Origin of the sequence: Haladaptatus sp. CMAA 1909 (assembly GCF_043952005.1) — an archaeon.
Lineage (GTDB): Archaea > Halobacteriota > Halobacteria > Halobacteriales > Haladaptataceae > Haladaptatus.
On sequence record NZ_JBIOAV010000001.1, the window covers coordinates 1,343,622 to 1,359,965 of the forward strand.

Annotated in this window: 21 protein-coding genes; 6 read left to right on the forward strand and 15 right to left on the reverse strand. The window is 62.3% G+C overall.

Features of this window, described 5'->3' with window-relative positions:
- Positions 1 to 16 precede the first annotated feature (16 nt).
- The 3 genes from ACGYLY_RS07510 to ACGYLY_RS07520 are packed head-to-tail and all read right to left on the reverse strand — an operon-like array spanning position 17 to position 1,346.
- A complete protein-coding gene (locus tag ACGYLY_RS07510; protein WP_395282264.1) occupies positions 17 to 520 on the reverse strand; it encodes a hypothetical protein in 504 nt (167 codons plus the stop codon).
- A gap of 39 nt (positions 521 to 559) precedes the next feature.
- A complete protein-coding gene (locus ACGYLY_RS07515) occupies positions 560 to 1,111 on the reverse strand; it encodes a hypothetical protein (protein ID WP_395282263.1) in 552 nt (183 codons plus the stop codon).
- A 49-nt stretch (positions 1,112 to 1,160) separates the two neighbouring features.
- Positions 1,161 to 1,346, reverse strand: a complete 186-nt coding sequence (locus ACGYLY_RS07520) for a methytransferase partner Trm112 (RefSeq protein WP_231183785.1) — start codon at positions 1,344 to 1,346, stop codon at positions 1,161 to 1,163.
- A gap of 101 nt (positions 1,347 to 1,447) precedes the next feature.
- Between ACGYLY_RS07520 and ACGYLY_RS07525 the strand changes: the two genes are divergently transcribed.
- Positions 1,448 to 1,864: an EamA family transporter gene (locus tag ACGYLY_RS07525; protein ID WP_395282262.1), complete on the forward strand. Its 417-nt coding sequence runs from the start codon at positions 1,448 to 1,450 to the stop codon at positions 1,862 to 1,864.
- Between the two features lie 65 nt (positions 1,865 to 1,929).
- Here ACGYLY_RS07525 and ACGYLY_RS07530 read toward each other — a convergent pair whose 3' ends face one another.
- Entirely contained in the window at positions 1,930 to 3,333 is a 1,404-nt protein-coding gene (locus ACGYLY_RS07530) for an adenylosuccinate synthase (RefSeq protein WP_395282261.1), read from the reverse strand.
- Positions 3,334 to 3,566: 233 nt separating this feature from the next.
- On the opposite strand from ACGYLY_RS07530, the gene ACGYLY_RS07535 reads away from it, so the two are divergent.
- The gene (locus ACGYLY_RS07535; RefSeq protein WP_231183788.1) at positions 3,567 to 3,872 is read left to right on the forward strand and encodes a hypothetical protein; all 306 of its coding nucleotides are present in this window, start codon (positions 3,567 to 3,569) and stop codon (positions 3,870 to 3,872) included.
- Here ACGYLY_RS07535 and ACGYLY_RS07540 read toward each other — a convergent pair.
- From ACGYLY_RS07540 to ACGYLY_RS07555, 4 genes are all read right to left on the reverse strand, one after another.
- Complete coding sequence (locus ACGYLY_RS07540) at positions 3,869 to 5,821, reverse strand: hypothetical protein (protein ID WP_395282260.1); 1,953 nt, start codon at positions 5,819 to 5,821, stop codon at positions 3,869 to 3,871. The genes ACGYLY_RS07535 and ACGYLY_RS07540 overlap by 4 nt on opposite strands.
- 163 nt (positions 5,822 to 5,984) lie before the next feature.
- On the reverse strand, positions 5,985 to 6,263 hold the full coding sequence (locus ACGYLY_RS07545; protein ID WP_231183790.1) for a UPF0058 family protein: 279 nt from the start codon (positions 6,261 to 6,263) through the stop codon (positions 5,985 to 5,987).
- Positions 6,264 to 6,331: 68 nt separating this feature from the next.
- A complete protein-coding gene (locus ACGYLY_RS07550) occupies positions 6,332 to 6,547 on the reverse strand; it encodes a ribbon-helix-helix domain-containing protein (RefSeq protein WP_231183791.1) in 216 nt (71 codons plus the stop codon).
- 177 nt (positions 6,548 to 6,724) lie between these two features.
- Positions 6,725 to 7,015 (reverse strand): hypothetical protein, encoded by a 291-nt coding sequence (locus tag ACGYLY_RS07555; RefSeq protein ID WP_395282259.1) that lies wholly within the window; start codon positions 7,013 to 7,015, stop codon positions 6,725 to 6,727.
- Positions 7,016 to 7,177: 162 nt separating this feature from the next.
- Between ACGYLY_RS07555 and ACGYLY_RS07560 the strand changes: the two genes are divergently transcribed.
- The 3 genes from ACGYLY_RS07560 to menD are packed head-to-tail and all read left to right on the forward strand — an operon-like array spanning position 7,178 to position 10,887.
- Positions 7,178 to 7,774, forward strand: coding sequence for a sulfite oxidase-like oxidoreductase (locus tag ACGYLY_RS07560; RefSeq protein ID WP_395282258.1), 597 nt, complete (start codon positions 7,178 to 7,180; stop codon positions 7,772 to 7,774).
- Positions 7,775 to 7,807: 33 nt separating this feature from the next.
- A complete protein-coding gene (locus ACGYLY_RS07565; protein ID WP_395282257.1) occupies positions 7,808 to 9,136 on the forward strand; it encodes an isochorismate synthase MenF in 1,329 nt (442 codons plus the stop codon).
- Positions 9,133 to 10,887, forward strand: coding sequence for a 2-succinyl-5-enolpyruvyl-6-hydroxy-3-cyclohexene-1-carboxylic-acid synthase (gene menD / locus ACGYLY_RS07570; protein ID WP_395282256.1), 1,755 nt, complete (start codon positions 9,133 to 9,135; stop codon positions 10,885 to 10,887). The genes ACGYLY_RS07565 and menD overlap by 4 nt, the downstream gene beginning before the upstream one ends.
- 4 nt (positions 10,888 to 10,891) lie before the next feature.
- Here the strand turns inward: menD and ACGYLY_RS07575 are convergent, their stop codons facing one another.
- From ACGYLY_RS07575 to ACGYLY_RS07595, 5 genes are all read right to left on the reverse strand, one after another.
- Positions 10,892 to 11,131: a hypothetical protein gene (locus ACGYLY_RS07575; protein WP_231183796.1), complete on the reverse strand. Its 240-nt coding sequence runs from the start codon at positions 11,129 to 11,131 to the stop codon at positions 10,892 to 10,894.
- A 38-nt stretch (positions 11,132 to 11,169) separates the two neighbouring features.
- Positions 11,170 to 12,411 (reverse strand): tripartite tricarboxylate transporter permease, encoded by a 1,242-nt coding sequence (locus ACGYLY_RS07580; RefSeq protein ID WP_395282255.1) that lies wholly within the window; start codon positions 12,409 to 12,411, stop codon positions 11,170 to 11,172.
- Between the two features lie 92 nt (positions 12,412 to 12,503).
- Positions 12,504 to 12,830 (reverse strand): 50S ribosomal protein P1, encoded by a 327-nt coding sequence (gene rpl12p / locus ACGYLY_RS07585; protein ID WP_395282254.1) that lies wholly within the window; start codon positions 12,828 to 12,830, stop codon positions 12,504 to 12,506.
- A 6-nt stretch (positions 12,831 to 12,836) separates the two neighbouring features.
- Positions 12,837 to 13,871, reverse strand: a complete 1,035-nt coding sequence (locus ACGYLY_RS07590) for a 50S ribosomal protein L10 (protein WP_395282253.1) — start codon at positions 13,869 to 13,871, stop codon at positions 12,837 to 12,839.
- A gap of 1 nt (position 13,872) precedes the next feature.
- Complete coding sequence (locus tag ACGYLY_RS07595) at positions 13,873 to 14,511, reverse strand: 50S ribosomal protein L1 (RefSeq protein WP_395282252.1); 639 nt, start codon at positions 14,509 to 14,511, stop codon at positions 13,873 to 13,875.
- A 172-nt stretch (positions 14,512 to 14,683) separates the two neighbouring features.
- Here ACGYLY_RS07595 and ACGYLY_RS07600 point away from each other — a divergent pair, with 172 nt between their 5' ends.
- The gene (locus tag ACGYLY_RS07600; protein WP_395284140.1) at positions 14,684 to 15,409 is read left to right on the forward strand and encodes a hypothetical protein; all 726 of its coding nucleotides are present in this window, start codon (positions 14,684 to 14,686) and stop codon (positions 15,407 to 15,409) included.
- Between the two features lie 16 nt (positions 15,410 to 15,425).
- Here the strand turns inward: ACGYLY_RS07600 and ACGYLY_RS07605 are convergent, their stop codons facing one another.
- Positions 15,426 to 15,902 (reverse strand): 50S ribosomal protein L11, encoded by a 477-nt coding sequence (locus ACGYLY_RS07605; protein ID WP_395282251.1) that lies wholly within the window; start codon positions 15,900 to 15,902, stop codon positions 15,426 to 15,428.
- A gap of 143 nt (positions 15,903 to 16,045) precedes the next feature.
- A complete protein-coding gene (locus tag ACGYLY_RS07610) occupies positions 16,046 to 16,249 on the reverse strand; it encodes a hypothetical protein (RefSeq protein ID WP_395282250.1) in 204 nt (67 codons plus the stop codon).
- Positions 16,250 to 16,344 lie beyond the last annotated feature (95 nt).

The following is a 16,344-nucleotide window of genomic DNA, read 5'->3' on the forward strand; positions in this document are numbered from 1 at the left end:
ACCGACACCAACCGCCTCAATCTTCGCGTTCCGGCACGGCGTCGAGCGCGTCCTCGACGAACCGAACCGCGTTCGCTCCGTCGCGGCGCTTGACGACGACGACCAGCGACTCCGCTACGGCGGCCGCGATGGGGTCCACGTCTTCGGCAACGAGTCTGGAGAGGACGGCGGAGAACGCCACGGCGTCCACGTCTCCGGCGGCCACGACCGCGGTCAGTGACCCGGAATCGGGGGCGAATCCGGAATCGCCGACGACGAGGAGGGCGTCGTCCGTTTCCTCCGTCCGACCCAATCCGCTTTGCATGGTGACGCGTGCGTCCCGCGACTCGGTTCCGTAGCTCCCCAGTTCGTCGGCGAACCGAGACAGTGCGGTCGAAACCGCGTCCGTATCGTCGCCGACCGTGATCTCGTCGGCGAGAAACCGCGCGGCGGCGGTGTAGTTCACCACGTCAGCACGGAGCGCCGCGACGAGGAAGGGCCGTCGCCGAACGGCCTCTCGGGTGGCCTTTGCGAGTGACATTACCGACCACCACGACCAGAGCGGGAAAAAGGAATGCGGTTAGCTGGTGAGGAAGTATCCGGCCGCGCCGAGGCCGACGAATACCATAATCGCGCCGAACAGCGCGACGACCCAATCGACGAGAATCCCGACGCCGAGGACGAGGACCAAGGCGAGCGCCCCGAGGACGAACAGTGGAAGGTTTCGTGCAAACTCCGACGGCTCGTCGGTTCCTTTGGTCGGCCGCCGCTTCGGCTTCGAGAGGGACTCGTCTATCGGTATCGAGTCCGGTTCGGGATTCTTTTCCGCGATATCGACGTCGACGTACGCCGACTCGGCCCCATAGCCCGTGACGACTTTCAACTTTCCGCTCGCGGGACCGTCGTGAACCCGGACGCGGACTACCTCCGTGGAGTCCGCTTCGATGTAGTGGTTCGTCGCGGACAACGATGCCGCATCCGACAGGTCGTCGTCCAGATTGAGGTGTACGTGAATCGGCGCACCGTGGTTGACGAGAGAGACGACGAACGAATCGTCCGTTTCGAACGACGGTGCTACGTCGATGTCGTGCAGACCGCCACGATTGATGTGTGTTGACAACGATTCTGGCACGGTGCTCTTTCCTGTTAAGTTGGAGTAAATTGCTCAGCTATTAAAAGATTCAGGCCTCTCGCATGTCCGGGGGCAGAAGATTGGGGATGCCGTCCTCGATGGGATACTCCTCGCCGCACTCGGTGCAGGTGAGCGTCCCGAAGATGACCTCCTCCGCTTCCTCCTGCCGTACGTCGAGTTCGAGTTCCTGTTTGTCCAGTGGACAGCAGATGATGTCCATCAGGGATTTCTTCATAGTCGGGTGCACGAAGGGGTGGGCCAAAAGCGTGACGGGTTGGGCGGTTCGGCGGTTTCCGATTCCGAAACGACTCTCATCCCTGCGTGATATGGATACCCATGAACTACGTCGGATGGGCCATCGTCGCCCTCATCGGTTATACGGCACTGCCGCCGCTCGTCAGCATCGCAACGCAGGACATCCCGGACACCGTCGCCGCACTGGTGGCTAACGGCATGCTCGTCGTCGCGGCCCTCGCGGTGACCATGTACGAGGGAGAGCAAGTCGTCCCCTATCTCACGAGCGACAAAGCGCCGTACATGTACCTCGCGGGTGTGTTCCTCGCTATCGGAATCCTCGCCTACTATCGCGCACTGGCGATCGGACCGGTCAGCGTCGTGGTTCCGATTTTCGGCCTGTTCATCGCCACGAGTTCGATTCTCGGTATCGCGTTCCTCGACGAACCGCTCACGGCGCGAAAGGCCGCCGGAATCGGGTTCGCACTGGTCGCGATCTATCTCACAGCGGTTGAGTAGCGGTCGAGTAGCGGTCGGGAGAAGACGGAAATCGGGAGAGGAGAGCCGAAAATATTCGATTTCGGTTATTCGAACGGGTGTTCTATCACGACGGTATCCTCCCTGCTCGGGCCGATACCGACGGCGTAGATTGGTGCGTCGAGTTCGTCGCTGATGTATTCGAGGTAGGTCCGTGCGTTCTCGGGAATCGCCTCGTAGCCCTCGTCAGCGACCTCGCTCCAGTCCACTTCCGGCCACCCGTCGAACGAGCGGAGGTTCGGCTCACAGCGACCCCAGCGTTCGGTCGTGGCGGGTATCGTGAATATCTCCTCGCCGTCGACGTCGTAGCTGTAGCCCACCTTCACCTCATCGAGGCCCGCCAGCACGTCGACGTGATTGACGGCGAGACCGGTGAAGCCGCTCGTGCGGGCGGCGTGGCGGAGCATCGGCATGTCCAGCCATCCGACTCGGCGCGGCCGACCGGTGACGGTTCCGTACTCGCCGCCTTCCTCGCGGATGTACCCGGCGAGGTCCTCGTTTTCGCCCGCTCCTTGCTCGTCGTAGTCGGGTGTGTCACCGACGACGCCGCCGAGTTCGGTCGGGAGCGGACCGCTGCCGACCCGCGTGAGGTACGCCTTCACGATACCGATTATGTCGCCGTCGCCGACGACGCCGGGGCTGAGACCGGTCCCGGTGGCGGCACCGCCCGCGGTCGGGTTCGAGGAGGTGACGTACGGATAGTTCCCGTGGTCGATGTCGATGAGGGTTCCCTGTGCCCCCTCGAAGATCACTTCGTCACCGGCGTCGAGGCGCGATGCGAGGAACTCCCCGGATTCGACGGTCATGTCCTCCTCCTTGAGGCGCTCGCCGTAGCGTTCGTACTGCTCGTGGAGCGCATCGATATCGAACGCCTCGCCGATTTCGACGCCGTCCGACGAGCCTCCAATCGTGTCGCTCATGGAGACGCCGAAGACGTTCTCGGCGAGCGCGCGCTTTTGCGGGACGACGTATTCGAGCTTCTCGCGGAGGAGTTCGGAGTCGAGCAGGTCGCCGACGCGGATGCCGCGCCGACCGGCTTTGTCCTCGTATGTCGGACCGATTCCCCGTCCGGTCGTTCCCACTTTGCGGTCGGAGTCGCTCTTCGCGTCCTCCTCGATACCGTCGAGGACGCGGTGATACGGGAGGATGACGTGCGCGCGGCGTGCCAGTCGAACGTCGGGGTCGAGTCCGCGTTCTCGGAGCGTGTCTATCTCGTCGAACAGCGTGTCGGGATTGATGACACAGCCGTTTCCGAGGACGCCGACCTTCCCGCGGACGGCGCCGCTCGGAACGAGAGAGAGCTTGTATTCGTTGCCACCCTCGACGACGGTGTGGCCTGCGTTGTCGCCGCCCTGATAGCGAGCGACAACGTCAGCGGACTCGCCGTAGAGGTCTACGACGCGTCCTTTGCCTTCGTCGCCGAGTTGCGAACCGACGATAGTTATGGTCATACCGGAGGTGGTTTCTCGCGCACCTCGTAAACAGATTACGGTCTTGAGAGCAAGATGATGCACGAACGTGCGCATTTCGGTGGTGTCGAGAGGTGGATTCTAGCAATTTTGACGACATTCTGCGGCGCAATTCGGAAGTGTTAACTCGTCTCAATAGAAACTTACGTTCTACGTTTCTGCTTGCGATGCGGACAATAACCTTTAAAAGGTTCAAAGACAAGTTAACACATGCCATGATAGATCGACTGGAGAAGGAAGTCGATATGCTGGAACGCCACTTGCAGGTCCTGAAAATGGTCATTGAGAACGAACCTATCGGCATCGTCAAGATGTCGAACGAGACGGGGTACCCCCATCACAAGGTTCGCTACTCCCTGCGAGTACTCGAAGAAGAAAACCTCATCTCGCCCTCCAATCAGGGTGCGATCACGACCGACCGCACCGAGGAGTTCGTTTCCGAACTCGATGAGAAACTCTCCGAGATCACGAACAAACTCGACACGATGAAGATCGGCGAGAAAGCCGAAGCGGAAAACTAGAGTTCTGGGACCGTCAAGTGGAATTCACCGTTGCGTGATTCGACCAGACACAGATGGTATCCTCGTTTGCGGGATAGCTTGACGAAACTCTCCCTTTTTTCTCGCGTCAACAGTCCACCGCTGGTAGCGTCCTCCGTCGTCTCCAGAGCGGCCGGTTCGAAGAAGCTCTTCGTGACCTGAAAGGCCGCGCTGAGTTCGTCGTTCGCGCTCGACACGGCCGTCGCCGCGTCCACGAGTGACCCCATCATCTCCCCCGTCGCGGGGTCCCGCGAGTCGTTGATATTCGCCACGACGAGCGGGTTGCCCATCCGGTCCCGAAGGATGACGTCAAACGGTAGTTCCGTCGTCCCGTCCTCCTCGGTTTCCGTGACCAGCGACCCGTGAAGTTCGACACGGTCGATTCGCTGTATCGCTTCGAACAGGTCCTTCAAGCCGCGTTGATGGCCCGTCTCCAGAATTTCGTACAGGAGGTCGACGACGAGCCACGAGACGAACTTGTACTCCATCGAATCGTGAAGGAACGCCTCGAACTCCCGACCGTCCACCGCGACACCCGCCGTGTCGAACTGCGTGTGGTGTTCGAGTTGCAGGTTCGACTCGACGGTGTCACGGCTGGCTTCGCCCGCCGTCGCGTCGGCCAGCGTTCCCTTCCCTTTCGACCCGTAGCGGACGAAGAGGTTCGTCTGCGTAAGCGCCTGTTCGGCGGGCAGTTGGCGCTTCGCGGAGACGCCCGGACTCCGCTCCCGAACCGTTTCGAGTTCGTCCTGTAGCTCCTCGACCCGCGCCGATAGCCGGTCACGTTCCGCCTTCAGTTCGTCACGCTCGGCCTCCGTCTGTGTGAGTTTCGACTGAAGCGCCTCTATCTTCTCCGCTCGTGCGGTGAGTTCGGCCTCTATCTCCTTCGCTCGGTTCGACTGTCCGCGCCGGGGGGTATCTTGTTGTGTCGACTGTCGCCCCGCTGACTGCCGTTGTGGCGTCTGTCCTTGCGTTCGTCGCTGTTTGACGCCCGCATCCCGCGACTTCGCAGAACTGCTATTTTCGGGGTCGAGCGACGGAATTCTCGTGGTTTCCCGCCACTGCTGTTCGTCCGAAAGAGGGTCCGACGCTCCCGTTCCGTCGTCACCGTTGGACTCACCCTCGCTCGGGGTCGCGGCTTCCGATGCTTGCGCGTTCCGTTCGGCCGCTCGCCGTTCGGGGGTCGGTTCCGTTGTCGGCGCTGACGTCGGTTGCCGGGCGTCCGCCGCCTCCGACTGGCCCGCAGCCGCCGTTTCGGCCGACGATGGAGCGATCGGCGTGGACGATTGGTCTTCATCCCGGTCCTGCTCGTCCGAATCGGACGCTTCCGCTGCCGATATCGAATCCGACTCGGGTGCGGCCGGTTCGGGGGTCGGTTCCGGCTCCTGCGTTTCCGGTTCCGGGAGGTCGATGATGTCCACATCCGCCGCGACGACTTCGTAGATACCCACCTCGTCGTTCGCACGCGAAAACGCCTCGTCTCCGGAGATCAGTTGTTCGCTCTGCCCGACGTAGGCGGTGCTCATCGACCGCCCACCGTGGTAGACCACATAGTAATCGCCGCTGAGGACGTTCTCGCTGAGCTCAATGTATCCCGTGAAACCGTTCGAAGCGAGCGTTTCGCTGGCCTCCTTCAGCGGCGTGTCGTTCGTGTAATATTTCGCCTGGGTCGTCCCACCTCGTTCCTGCATGCTGAACAACAGCGGAAGCGAGGGGTGTGGGACCTCGAACTGCGTCCCATCGGACTCCTCGAACGTATCGAGGGAGCCGTCGAAAACGCCGATGACGCGGCCGTTCAACATGAACAGCCACGCGCCACCCGCTTTGACCGCCCCGGAAAACTCCTCGTCGGCGAGCGCGTGGAGCGTCTCCAACCCACCGGAGAAGGGGCGGGAGCTCCACTCGGTTATCTGCTCGACTATGCGCGCATCCATATTACGTCAAAACGGAATCCTCCTCAAATACTTTCGGGTTAGCTGGGTCCACGTATCAAGTACGTGGGAGAGCTTTCGAGGGACGACGATTGCACGAGCGGCTCTTCAGGAGGCGCTTCGTGCCCGTTCGAGCTTTCGAACGGACGACAGTGTCGCTCAAAAATCAGATTTTCTGCTCGGCGTCGTCGGCGAGTTCTTCCATTCGCTTTCCGATACGTCCGGCCTCGCTGAACTCGTCTTCGCTCATGACGTCGGCGAGCGAGTTTCCGAGCACGAAGACGGCGTGTTTGTGTTCGCTCTTGGACTTGTGAACGTGGGACGGGTCGACGTCGAGCTGGTCGTACGCGTCGAACGCGCCGGTCGGGACGCCGTCCTGTTCACGGAAGTATTCCATAATCGTCACCATCTGCTCGTGTAGCTCCAAAAGCTCGTCCTTATGCATGCACAGCCATTGGAAGTTTGTCGGTTTAAGAGTTTCTGAGAACTATTCACACGTTAGGGAGAGCGTCGTTAGAAGACGTACTCGTCTTCGTGACCCATCATCCCCTCGTCTTCGAGTCCCGGTTCTCGATCGTTGTCCATCGGTCCGCTGGTCTTGTATGCCTTGAGACCAGTTGCGAGCAAGTCCTCGATGGCCTCCTCACGGTTGACGAATTCTCCCTGGTCAACCATCTGGGCGATTTGCATTTCGAGGTGCTCGGGGACGGTAATCTCTACCTTTGGCATTGGAACAGTTGTGGGCTTCGGGAGGGGTGTTCTTAAGTCTGACGGGGAGATGCTACCGGTATTGCGAACTCAAGTTTTTTAACCGAGAGCTTTGGTTCTCGTATTCTCAATAAAATCTTGATAGCTGCGAATAGTGACCGGCTATGGAACCGAAGAAATGAAGACGTATCCGTCCGCTCACCGGTTGCCGAACATCTGGTCGAGCGAGTTGATGATGCTGCTCGGCTTCATCGACTCCAATCTCTGCTCCATCTTCTTCTGGTTGAAATAGCTGGCGAACGCGAGGATGGTCGGCGGCCACAGACCGATGAAGAGGCCGCGCTCGCGGTTCCCCCTGATGAAGAACTGGTGCCACGACAGGAGCACCGACGCCGCGGATGCGAGTATCGCGATATCAGTCGTCGACTCCTGTGCTGCGTCCATCGCCGGACGCTCTCGGGTGCTGGTTTGTTGCTCTGATTCGGACATGCGTCAGTCGATTGTGGCACGCCGTTCTTTGTTATTCAGGAGGTACCCAACGATAGGGTCGTGTTAGACGTCGATACGATCGTTACCCCGACGCTAACACGACCTTTCCCCGCGCTGACCGCGTTCGGTACATCTACGTTTCCGGCCTCCCTGCGTTCGAGTATGAGCGTTATGGACAGGACGAACATCCATCGCGAGTTCGACGGAGAGCGACTCCCGCCCGGACAACGGGAGACGAGCAAGTTCCCCGTCCTCTCGAAGGGGAGTACGCCCGAATGGGACCCCGAATCGTGGGAGTTTTCGGTCACTGGTGCGGTCGAGAACGAACTGACCTTCTCGTGGGAGGCATTCCGTGACCTGCCGAGCGAGACGCAGAAACAGGACTTCCACTGCGTCACCGGGTGGAGCAAGTTCGACTGCGAGTTCACGGGCGTCACCTTCCCGACGCTCGCGGAGCGCGCGGGCCTGCGCGACGACGTGGTTCACGTGATGTTCTCCGCGCTCGACGGCTACACGACGAACCTCCCGCTCGAAGACTGCATGCGCGACGACGTGCTATTCGTCCGGGAGTACGACGGCGATTCGCTTCCCCGCGAACACGGCGGACCGCTTCGCGTCGTCACACCCCACAAGTATGCTTATAAAGGATCGAAGTGGGTGAACGGTGTCGAGTTCCTCACCGAGCCCGAACGGGGATACTGGGAAAAGCGCGGGTACTCCAACACCGCAAATCCGTGGAACGAGGAGCGATATAGTTAGGCTGAAGGGTCAGCGTTCCCGAGTTATCATCCAATGCCACCGCATCGTGACGGTCAACTGTCGGCGGGTTCTCCGCTCGTAACGAGGACGTGCAGGGTACCCGACGTTTCGTTTCGCTCGTTTCTCGCCGAGCGGGCGGCACCGCGTCTCTACTGGACGTCGCCCGATGGCCTCGAAATCGCCGCAAGCGGCGCGGCCGCACACCTTTCCGCGGGCGGCGGACGGCGATTCGACGAGATTCGGGAGGACGCCGCGGAACTCTTCGAGTCCGTGACGTGGGACGACGGACCGCGTCAGGCTCGTCCCCGTCTGTTCGGGGGATTTTCGTTCGATGCGGAACACGAACCGACGCCGCCGTGGGACGGGTTTCCCGGAGCGGAGTTCGTTCTGCCACGCGTCCAACTGACGCGGACGGAAACCGGAACGTGGCTCTCCGTCTCGGCCCGTGAGACGACCGAGGAGAGCGTCGAGGATTTCCTCGGCGAGACGCGCACGGAGATAGAAACCCTGCCCACGATGCGACCCCGCAGCGACTCGCCGGGTATCGAATCGACCCATCCCGTCACGGTGCGGGACGAGTGGTGTTCACAGATTCGCAACGTGACCGACCGGATTCGGGACGGTGAGTTGAAGAAAGTCGTCATCGCAACCGCGTTGGAGGTCGAACTCGACGAGTCCGTCGTCGTCCCCGACATCCTCGAACGCCTACGGACGTCCTATCCCGAATGCTATCGTTTTCTCGTTCAACCCACCTCGTCGGGCGGGTTTTTCGGTGCACCCCCGGAACGACTCGTCTCGCTCCGCGGCCAGACGGTCGAGACGGAGGCGCTCGCCGGGTCGGTCGGTCGGGGAGAAACCCCCGAAGAGGACGACGAACTCGCCGCGGAACTCGCCGACAGCGAGAAGGTTCGGGAGGAACACGAACTCGTCGCCCAAACGATTCGCGACGGACTCGAACCGCTCGCCTCCTCGGTCACGGTCGGCGAGCGGCGACTCAAGCGACTGTCCACCATTCAACACCTACAGACGCCGATTTCGGCCGAACTCGACGAAACCGAACACGTCCTCACGGTGGTCGAAGCGTTGCATCCGACTCCCGCGGTCGGCGGCCTTCCGCCGGAGGACGCCATGCGAACCATCCGAGAGACGGAACGGTTCGACCGCGGCTGGTACGCCTCGCCGGTCGGATGGTTCGACGCCGACGGCGACGGGGAGTTCGCGGTCGGCATCCGATCGGGCGTGGCGTCCGACGACCGCGTGACCCTCTTCGCCGGGAACGGCATCGTCGCCGACAGCGACCCGGTGGCGGAATGGGACGAGGTACAGTTAAAGTTCCTGCCGATTCTGAACGAACTCGAATGACGTATCCCAACCGAAACACGCAGTGGGCCGAAACGTTCGTAGACGAGTTGGTCGCGGGGGGCGTCGACGCCGTCTGTCTCGCCCCCGGCAGTCGCTCGACGCCGCTAACCGTCGCGTTCGCCCTGCACGACGATATCGAGGTGTTCTCCCATCTGGACGAACGCTCGGCGGCCTTCTTCGCGCTCGGCCGAGCGAAACGAACGGGAAAACCCACTCCCCTCGTCTGCACCTCCGGGACGGCGGCTGCGAACTTCCATCCCGCCGTCATCGAGGCGGACAGGGCACGGGTTCCGATGCTCGTTTGCACGGCCGACCGACCGCCGGAACTCCGCGACAGCGGCGCGAATCAGACCGTCGATCAGGAGAAACTGTACGGAAGCGCGGTTCGCTGGTATGCCGACGTGGCCGAACCGGAGGCGACCGGGAGAAAACTCCGCTATCTTCGGACGACCGCCGCCCGAGCGCTTGGGTCGGCGACGGGAACCCCGCCGGGGCCGGTTCACCTGAACTTTCCGTTCCGAAAGCCGCTCGGACCCGTCGAAGTCGAGGGCGACGTCCCCGAGTCGTTCGCGGCAGAGAACCCGCTCGCGGCACGGGGGCGCGACGGTCCGTTCGTCTCCGTCTCGAACGGCGTCCCGGAACTGGACTCCACCGCGTTCTCACGGGTCGTCGATGCCGTGACCGACGCCGAACGCGGAATGCTCGTGGCCGGTCCCGCCGACGCGCCGACGCCCGGACGTTCCGCGTTGGCGGCGCTGGCCGACGCGACCGGATTTCCCGTCCTCGCGGACCCGCTTTCGGGCCATCGGTTCGGTCACGACCGAACCATCGTCGGTGGCTACGACTCGTACCTCGTTCCCGACGTCACCGAGGAGTGGCCCGACCCCGACGTCGTGATTCGATTCGGCGCGTCGCCGACCTCGAAAACCCTGCGTCAGTACCTCGAACGCGTCGAAAGCCGCCAGTTCGTCGTTGACTCGGCCGGCGGTTGGCGCGAAGCGAGTTTCACCGCGACGGACCTTCTCGTGGCCGACCCGACGCGGTTGGCCCGGCGACTCGCCGACGAAATCGGGTCCGAGAAGGCCGAAAACGAAACGTGGGCGGCGCGGTTCGAACGCGCCGAGTCCGAACACTGGTCGCTGGTCGCGGACGCCGAGGAACACTTCGAGGGCAACCTCCTCGCGGTCGTCGCACGAAGGCTTCCGGACCCGGCGACCGTGTTCGTCTCCAACAGCATGCCGGTCCGGGATTTGGACCGCTTCGCCGCTCCCCGGTCCGCCGACGTGACGGTGCTCGGCAACCGCGGGGCGAGCGGTATCGACGGCATCATCAGTTCGTCGTTGGGTGCCGGGAGCGCGACGGACGACCCCCTCGTCCTCGTCACCGGGGACCTCGCGTACTATCACGACATGAACGGCTTGCTCGCGCTCGACCGCTGTAGCGTGGACGCGACAATCGTCGAAATCAACAACGACGGCGGCGGCATCTTCCACATGCTCCCCATCGAATCGTTCGACCCTCCGTTCACCGGGCAGTTCAGAACGCCGCACGGCCTCGATTACGAGGCGACGGGGGACCTCTATGGCTTGGACTTCGAGCGCGTGGAAACGCTTTCGGCGTTTCGGGATGCGTTTTCGAACTCCCTCGACAGTTCGGGGACGCAAGTCATCGAAGTCCGAACGACCGCCGAAACGAGCCACCGGATTCGGGAAGGGCTTCAGGACCGCCTCGTCGATGAACTTCGGCCCTGATTTCCTACTCTCGCTCCCGTTGCTGTTCGGTTCCCTCTCTCCCTTCCAGTTCTGTTCGTAGTTCCTCCACCTCGTTTTTGAGTTCGTCCACATCCTCCTTCGTGGCTGTACTCCCGTTCATCCGACGATAGAGCAGGAACATGCCCCCGAAGATGGTCAACGGTATGCCGAACAGCATGAGCGCTGTGATGAAGATGACTACCAGTTCCGCGCCACCCGGAACGGGACCGAACAGGGGAATCATACCGCTCGGTTGATAACGAAACGGCAAAAGTCTCGTGGTCACGCCCCCACCACGAGCGGTCCCATCAACACCCCCATCAAATGTACGCGCCGACAGCCCAATCGCGGCGGGAGCACCCCGAGAACGGCGCTACAAACGAACAACCCGACGCCGAGGAGGTTCGCGAACAGAAACGACGCCGCGACCAGCAGACAGAGGACTCCCACGGAAAGCCGTCGGTAATCCATTCGACCCACCGTTTCGAGATACGTGTCGCCGAGCAGAAGCACGAGAACGAATCCGACGATTCCGGCGATGGCCGCGCTGACGAGGAGCATCGGAAGGTCGAGCGGCGCGTTCGTCTCCCGGAGCGCGACCATCACGCCGGTCCGCGGGGTGCCGAGCGAGACGAGGGCGAAGAGCGCAAAAATCGTGTTGGCTGTGTTGACACCGCTGCTCGCGACGATGAAGCCCCGTGCTTCGGTTCGGTTCGGGACGAGCGCGAGCGCGAGAACCGCTGCAATCGCGCTCGAAACACCGGGGAGATACCCGACGATTGCTCCGGCGAACGCACCCGCGAGCGCGGTGATTAGTATCATGGTTCGCGGCATCGTGAGAGTCGACCCCTCCTGTTCCGGGACACCGGTTCCGCCCATCGCGTCCACGAGAACGGGTGCGCCGAACAGCCCCGCGAACAGCGGCGTGAGGACGCTTCCGACGCCGAGCGGTGCGCTCGGCGACAGCGGCAGCGCGAGGATGCCGAGGACTGCACTCGCGGAAAACGCCACGACGCCCCCGACTTTCCCCCGTGTCGTCGGTTCCGTAAGCACCAGAAATCCCGCGGTGCCGAGGAGGAGGAGCGGAAGATGGTCCCGAAGCAGCGGATACGCGCCCGTCATGACCGTCGTCACGGGGAGCGCGAGCGGCACCGCGATGGCGACCGCGAGCCCGCTTCCTAACGCTGAGAGTCGAATCGCTTCGCGCCCCCGTCCCTCGATGACGAGCCGATGGCCGGGAAGTGCGCTCGCCGCCATCACGGGGTCCGGAACCCCGAGCGCGAGCGCCGGAACCACGTCGAGAAACGAGTGGACGACGCCCGCGGCGATGATGGCCGCGCCGACGAGTTTCGGCGGGCCGGTTATCGACGTCGCCACGGACGCCAGCAACAGCGCGAGGTTGTTGACGTGAACCCCCGGCGTCAACCCGCTTATCGTCCCGATTCCGACGCCACCGAGGACGAACGCCAGCGTCGTCCCCGTCGCCGCCGGGTCCAACAGCAACCGCGTTCCGAACACCTCCATCGGGACGGAGTGGTCCCGGTTTCGTATTTAAACGTTGGCAGCCGCTGGTCGGGAAGTATGCGAAAGAAAATTCCGAGTTGAGAGTGCCGTGTTTAGCCGAAGAGTTCGCCGAGGCCCTCGCCACCGGCGTCCTCGTCCTCGTCGTCCTCTTCTTCTTCCTCTGCGGCTTCCTCTTCTTCGGCCTCTTCAGCGCCTTCGTCGTCGCCTCCGGCAGGAGCGGCGGACGCTCCACCGGCGGGGACGGCGGCGGCCTGTTCGACGGCCTCCTCGATGTCCACGTCTTCGAGTGCGGCGACGAGCGCCTTGACGCGGGATTCTTCGACATCGACGCCGGCAGCGTCGAGGACGTCCGTGAGGTTTTCTTCGTTGATCTCTTCGCCCGATTCGTTCAGGATGAGTGCAGCGTAAACGTATTCCATTGTTAGTTATCCGAACATAGCGCCGAGGCCTGCTCCTGCGTCTTCGTCGTCGTCATCGTCGTCATCGTCTTCAGGCTCGGCTTCAGTTGCTTCTTCGTCAGTCGATTCTTCTTCTTCCTCGGCCGCGCCACCAGTCGCCGGTGCTTCGACACCGCGAAGCTCCTCGGGCAGCGCGTCCTCGTCGTCGATTTGTGCGGCAAGTGCGCGCAGTTGCGCGTCCGCCTTGCTCACGAGGTCCGGCACGACGTCCGGGCTCTCGATGGCGGCCTGCAGACCGAGGCTCTTGGCCTCGCTGGTCGCCTTCGAGATGAGCAGCGGCGCGGTCCGCTCGGTCGGGTACTCCGCGTTGACGGAGAGGTTGCGGGCAAAGGCCGCAGCCGTCTCGATGTCCGCGCGGTACTCGTCCACGTCGATGGCGAGTTCGTCCGACTCGAACATGACGCCGTCGGAGTAGACGGCGCGCAGGTCGAGACCGACCTCTTTCGGCTCCATGCCGAGTTCGGAGAGAACGTTCGCGAGTTCCTCCGAAACCTCGTCACCTTCCTCCGCGACGAGGCTGTCCTCGGTCACGTGGATGGAGCCGTCCATGATCCGTGCGGATGCGCCGGCCTGTTGGAGTTCGCCGACGAACGGTCCGGGGTCGACACCCGTGTCACCCTCGGGGATGAGGATGTCGTTCGGGGAAGTCTCGCCGGCCGAGATGGGTGCCGGGCTCTTCGAGGCTTCCAGTTCCTTGTACAGCCCGAACGGGTTGTCGTTCGTGCCGATGAGGCCGATTTGGCCGGAAACGTACTCTTCGAGGTCCTCGAAGCCATCGCCGACCGAATCGAGCGCGCGCCTCACCAGCGTGTTACGGCTGACGCGGAGTTCCGCGCTTCCGTGAAGGCCGCGACGCATGTTCTGGAGCTGTCGGCTCGGAATGCCGGTGATGTTGACGACGCCGACACTGTTGTAGTTCTCGACGAAGTCCGTCAGCTCATCGACTTCCTCACGCTTCCACTCCGGAATCGTTTCCGTCTTGCGCTCGGCTTCTGCGGACATTCTAGGCTACCTCCACCGACGGTCCCATCGTCGTTTTCACGTAGATAGTATCCACGTTGAGCGGTCCTTTCTCCAAGTTGGAGTGCAGACGTCGAACGATAACGTCGATGTTCTCGGAGATATCCTCCGCGGACATGTCCTCTGCGCCGACGAGCGTGTGGAACGTTCGTCGGTCGCCGCTCCGAAGCTGGACGGTGTTTTTCATCCGGTTGACGGTTTCGACGACATCGTCGTCGGGTTGCAACGGCGTCGGCATCTTACCGCGCGGGCCGAGGACGGTACCGAGGTAGCGACCGATGTCTTGCATCATCGACGCCTCGGCGATGAAGAAGTCCGTGTCGCCCGCGAGGTCTTTTGCCGCGTCGTCGTCGTCGCCAAGGTCCTCCAAGTCGTCGCCCGAGAGAACGTCGTCCGCGACGTCCTCGGCACGAAGGGCGGTTTCACCCTCCGCGAAAACGACGATTTTGGTGTCTTGGCCGGTTCCGGACGGGAGTACGATACTCTCGTCTACACGATTCGACGGATCGTTTAAATCGAGGTCGCGCAGGTTGATTGCGAGGTCCACCGTTTCGCGGAAATTCCGCTGGGGGGAGTCCTCGAGTGCGCGAGAGACTGCTTGCTCTATCTCATTATTTGCCATCGTTCACCTCCGTAGTACGCAGGAATGCTCCTACGGGTCAGTGAAACAGGCCATGCCTGTCTCACCCGAATTTAACGGATGCGGAACTTAAACCCGTCGAACCATTTCGGCCCGAACGGCCGGCAGAGCCGTCACTGGTTTGCGGTTTGGGGTCGCATCGCAGGCACGAACGATGACGACGATGACGCCGTTCACGGGCATCGTGGCAGTCGCGCTCGCGCTCGTTCACGTGGGAGCAGGGCGAGTCCGGGCGTTTCGAGTGATTCCGCGGAGTATGTGGCTCTCGGCCGCCGGCGGCGCGTCGGTGGCCTACGTCTTCGTCCACGTCCTCCCCGAACTTCGGGGTGGGACGATACTCGAATCGGTCCCCCTCTTCGCGGGATTCCTCGAACGCCACGTCTTCCTCGTCGCGCTCACCGGGTTCGCCCTGTTCTACGGATTGGAACGCCTCGCACAGGAATCGGGCCGCGATTCGGACGTCCGTCCGGAGGTGAACACGACCGTCTTCTGGATTCACATCGGCGCGTTCACGGCGTACAACGCGCTCATCGGCTATCTCCTCGTCCATCGGGAACAGCCGGGTATCGCGGGGTTGGTGCTGTACGCCGTCGCCATGGGATTGCACTTCGTCGTCAACGATTACGGCTTCCGAGCGCATCACCGGGAGATATACGACCGCATCGGACGCTGGGTGCTGGCCGTCGCCGTCGTGGCCGGATGGGGTATCGGCATCACCACGCATGTCGACGAAGCCGTCGTGAACACGCTCTTTGCGTTCCTCGCTGGCGGCGTGATTCTGAACGTCATCAAAGAGGAGTTACCGGAGGAACGCCAGAGTCGCTTCTGGTCGTTCGCCGCCGGTGCCGGCGGCTACTCGGCGATACTGCTGTTGGTATAGTGGAAGAAGAACCGAGTTACGCGGAGAGAGCGTCGTCGTACTCGCCGCCGTCTACCTTGGCTTTGAACTCACGTGCGTCGTCGCCTTCGACGGTGACGCCGAGCGAGGCACACGTCCCGACGACTTCCTTCGCCGCGTTCTTCGTGTCGTAGGCGAGGAGGTCGGGTTTCTTCTGCTCCGCGATTTTCTTCACCTGGTCGATGGAGAGGTCGGCGACGAAGTCCTTCTGGGGTTCGCCGCTGCCCGTCTCGAATCCGGCCTCGTCCTTGATGAGCGCCGCCGTCGGCGGGACACCGATTTCGAGGCTGAAACCGCCGTCGTCCTCGACGAAGACGGTGACGGGGACTTCCGTCCCGTCGAACGCCGCCGTCTGCTCGTTGATCTCGTTGACGACTTCCTGTACGTTGACCGCGGTCGGGCCGAGTTCCGGGCCGAGTGGTGGGCCGGGATTGGCCTGTCCGCCGGGGACGAGTACTTCGATCGTATCTACCATACGTAACCGAAACCTCGCCGGAGTTTTAAGGATTTTCTTTTGCCGCGTCGCCGAACGGTGGATTTCGCCGCCGAGAGTGTCAACCGTTCACTCGGCGGTCTCCGCGAAAACGGCGGAAAAATCGAGCGGAAAATCGGATTCGACTACGGCAGACTCACGCCGTGTCGTCCCAAGAACTGGCTCGCGTTCTTTATCTCGACCGGACTCCCGATGAGCCGGAACCATTCGTCGTCCATCTGGACGATGGTCAGCATGAACTTGCATTCGAGTTCGCTACGAATCCCGCTAAGAGCGCTTCGGTGGAGGACGATCTGCGTGCTATCGCGGAGATGAACCGGATTCGGCATTTACGTATGTGTGGGTTCGCAGGGCGCAACCTATTAACGTGTCGAAATACGCGACGGAATCTCACTGACCAGAAGGAACAAGTTTTTCGGCGGTC

What these genes read in the sequence shown, in the direction of transcription:
- ACGYLY_RS07510 (WP_395282264.1), bottom strand. Translation starts at nt 520, where the DNA reads ATGTCACTCGCAAAGGCCACCCGAGAGGCCGTTCGGCGACGGCCCTTC.
- ACGYLY_RS07520 (WP_231183785.1), bottom strand. Translation starts at nt 1,346, where the DNA reads ATGAAGAAATCCCTGATGGACATCATCTGCTGTCCACTGGACAAACAG.
- ACGYLY_RS07525 (WP_395282262.1), top strand. Translation starts at nt 1,448, where the DNA reads ATGAACTACGTCGGATGGGCCATCGTCGCCCTCATCGGTTATACGGCA.
- ACGYLY_RS07530 (WP_395282261.1), bottom strand. Translation starts at nt 3,333, where the DNA reads ATGACCATAACTATCGTCGGTTCGCAACTCGGCGACGAAGGCAAAGGA.
- ACGYLY_RS07535 (WP_231183788.1), top strand. Translation starts at nt 3,567, where the DNA reads ATGATAGATCGACTGGAGAAGGAAGTCGATATGCTGGAACGCCACTTG.
- ACGYLY_RS07540 (WP_395282260.1), bottom strand. Translation starts at nt 5,821, where the DNA reads ATGGATGCGCGCATAGTCGAGCAGATAACCGAGTGGAGCTCCCGCCCC.
- ACGYLY_RS07545 (WP_231183790.1), bottom strand. Translation starts at nt 6,263, where the DNA reads ATGCATAAGGACGAGCTTTTGGAGCTACACGAGCAGATGGTGACGATT.
- ACGYLY_RS07550 (WP_231183791.1), bottom strand. Translation starts at nt 6,547, where the DNA reads ATGCCAAAGGTAGAGATTACCGTCCCCGAGCACCTCGAAATGCAAATC.
- ACGYLY_RS07555 (WP_395282259.1), bottom strand. Translation starts at nt 7,015, where the DNA reads ATGTCCGAATCAGAGCAACAAACCAGCACCCGAGAGCGTCCGGCGATG.
- ACGYLY_RS07560 (WP_395282258.1), top strand. Translation starts at nt 7,178, where the DNA reads ATGAGCGTTATGGACAGGACGAACATCCATCGCGAGTTCGACGGAGAG.
- ACGYLY_RS07565 (WP_395282257.1), top strand. Translation starts at nt 7,808, where the DNA reads ATGCCACCGCATCGTGACGGTCAACTGTCGGCGGGTTCTCCGCTCGTA.
- menD (WP_395282256.1), top strand. Translation starts at nt 9,133, where the DNA reads ATGACGTATCCCAACCGAAACACGCAGTGGGCCGAAACGTTCGTAGAC.
- ACGYLY_RS07575 (WP_231183796.1), bottom strand. Translation starts at nt 11,131, where the DNA reads ATGATTCCCCTGTTCGGTCCCGTTCCGGGTGGCGCGGAACTGGTAGTC.
- ACGYLY_RS07580 (WP_395282255.1), bottom strand. Translation starts at nt 12,411, where the DNA reads ATGGAGGTGTTCGGAACGCGGTTGCTGTTGGACCCGGCGGCGACGGGG.
- rpl12p (WP_395282254.1), bottom strand. Translation starts at nt 12,830, where the DNA reads ATGGAATACGTTTACGCTGCACTCATCCTGAACGAATCGGGCGAAGAG.
- ACGYLY_RS07590 (WP_395282253.1), bottom strand. Translation starts at nt 13,871, where the DNA reads ATGTCCGCAGAAGCCGAGCGCAAGACGGAAACGATTCCGGAGTGGAAG.
- ACGYLY_RS07595 (WP_395282252.1), bottom strand. Translation starts at nt 14,511, where the DNA reads ATGGCAAATAATGAGATAGAGCAAGCAGTCTCTCGCGCACTCGAGGAC.
- ACGYLY_RS07600 (WP_395284140.1), top strand. Translation starts at nt 14,684, where the DNA reads ATGACGACGATGACGCCGTTCACGGGCATCGTGGCAGTCGCGCTCGCG.
- ACGYLY_RS07605 (WP_395282251.1), bottom strand. Translation starts at nt 15,902, where the DNA reads ATGGTAGATACGATCGAAGTACTCGTCCCCGGCGGACAGGCCAATCCC.
- ACGYLY_RS07610 (WP_395282250.1), bottom strand. Translation starts at nt 16,249, where the DNA reads ATGCCGAATCCGGTTCATCTCCGCGATAGCACGCAGATCGTCCTCCAC.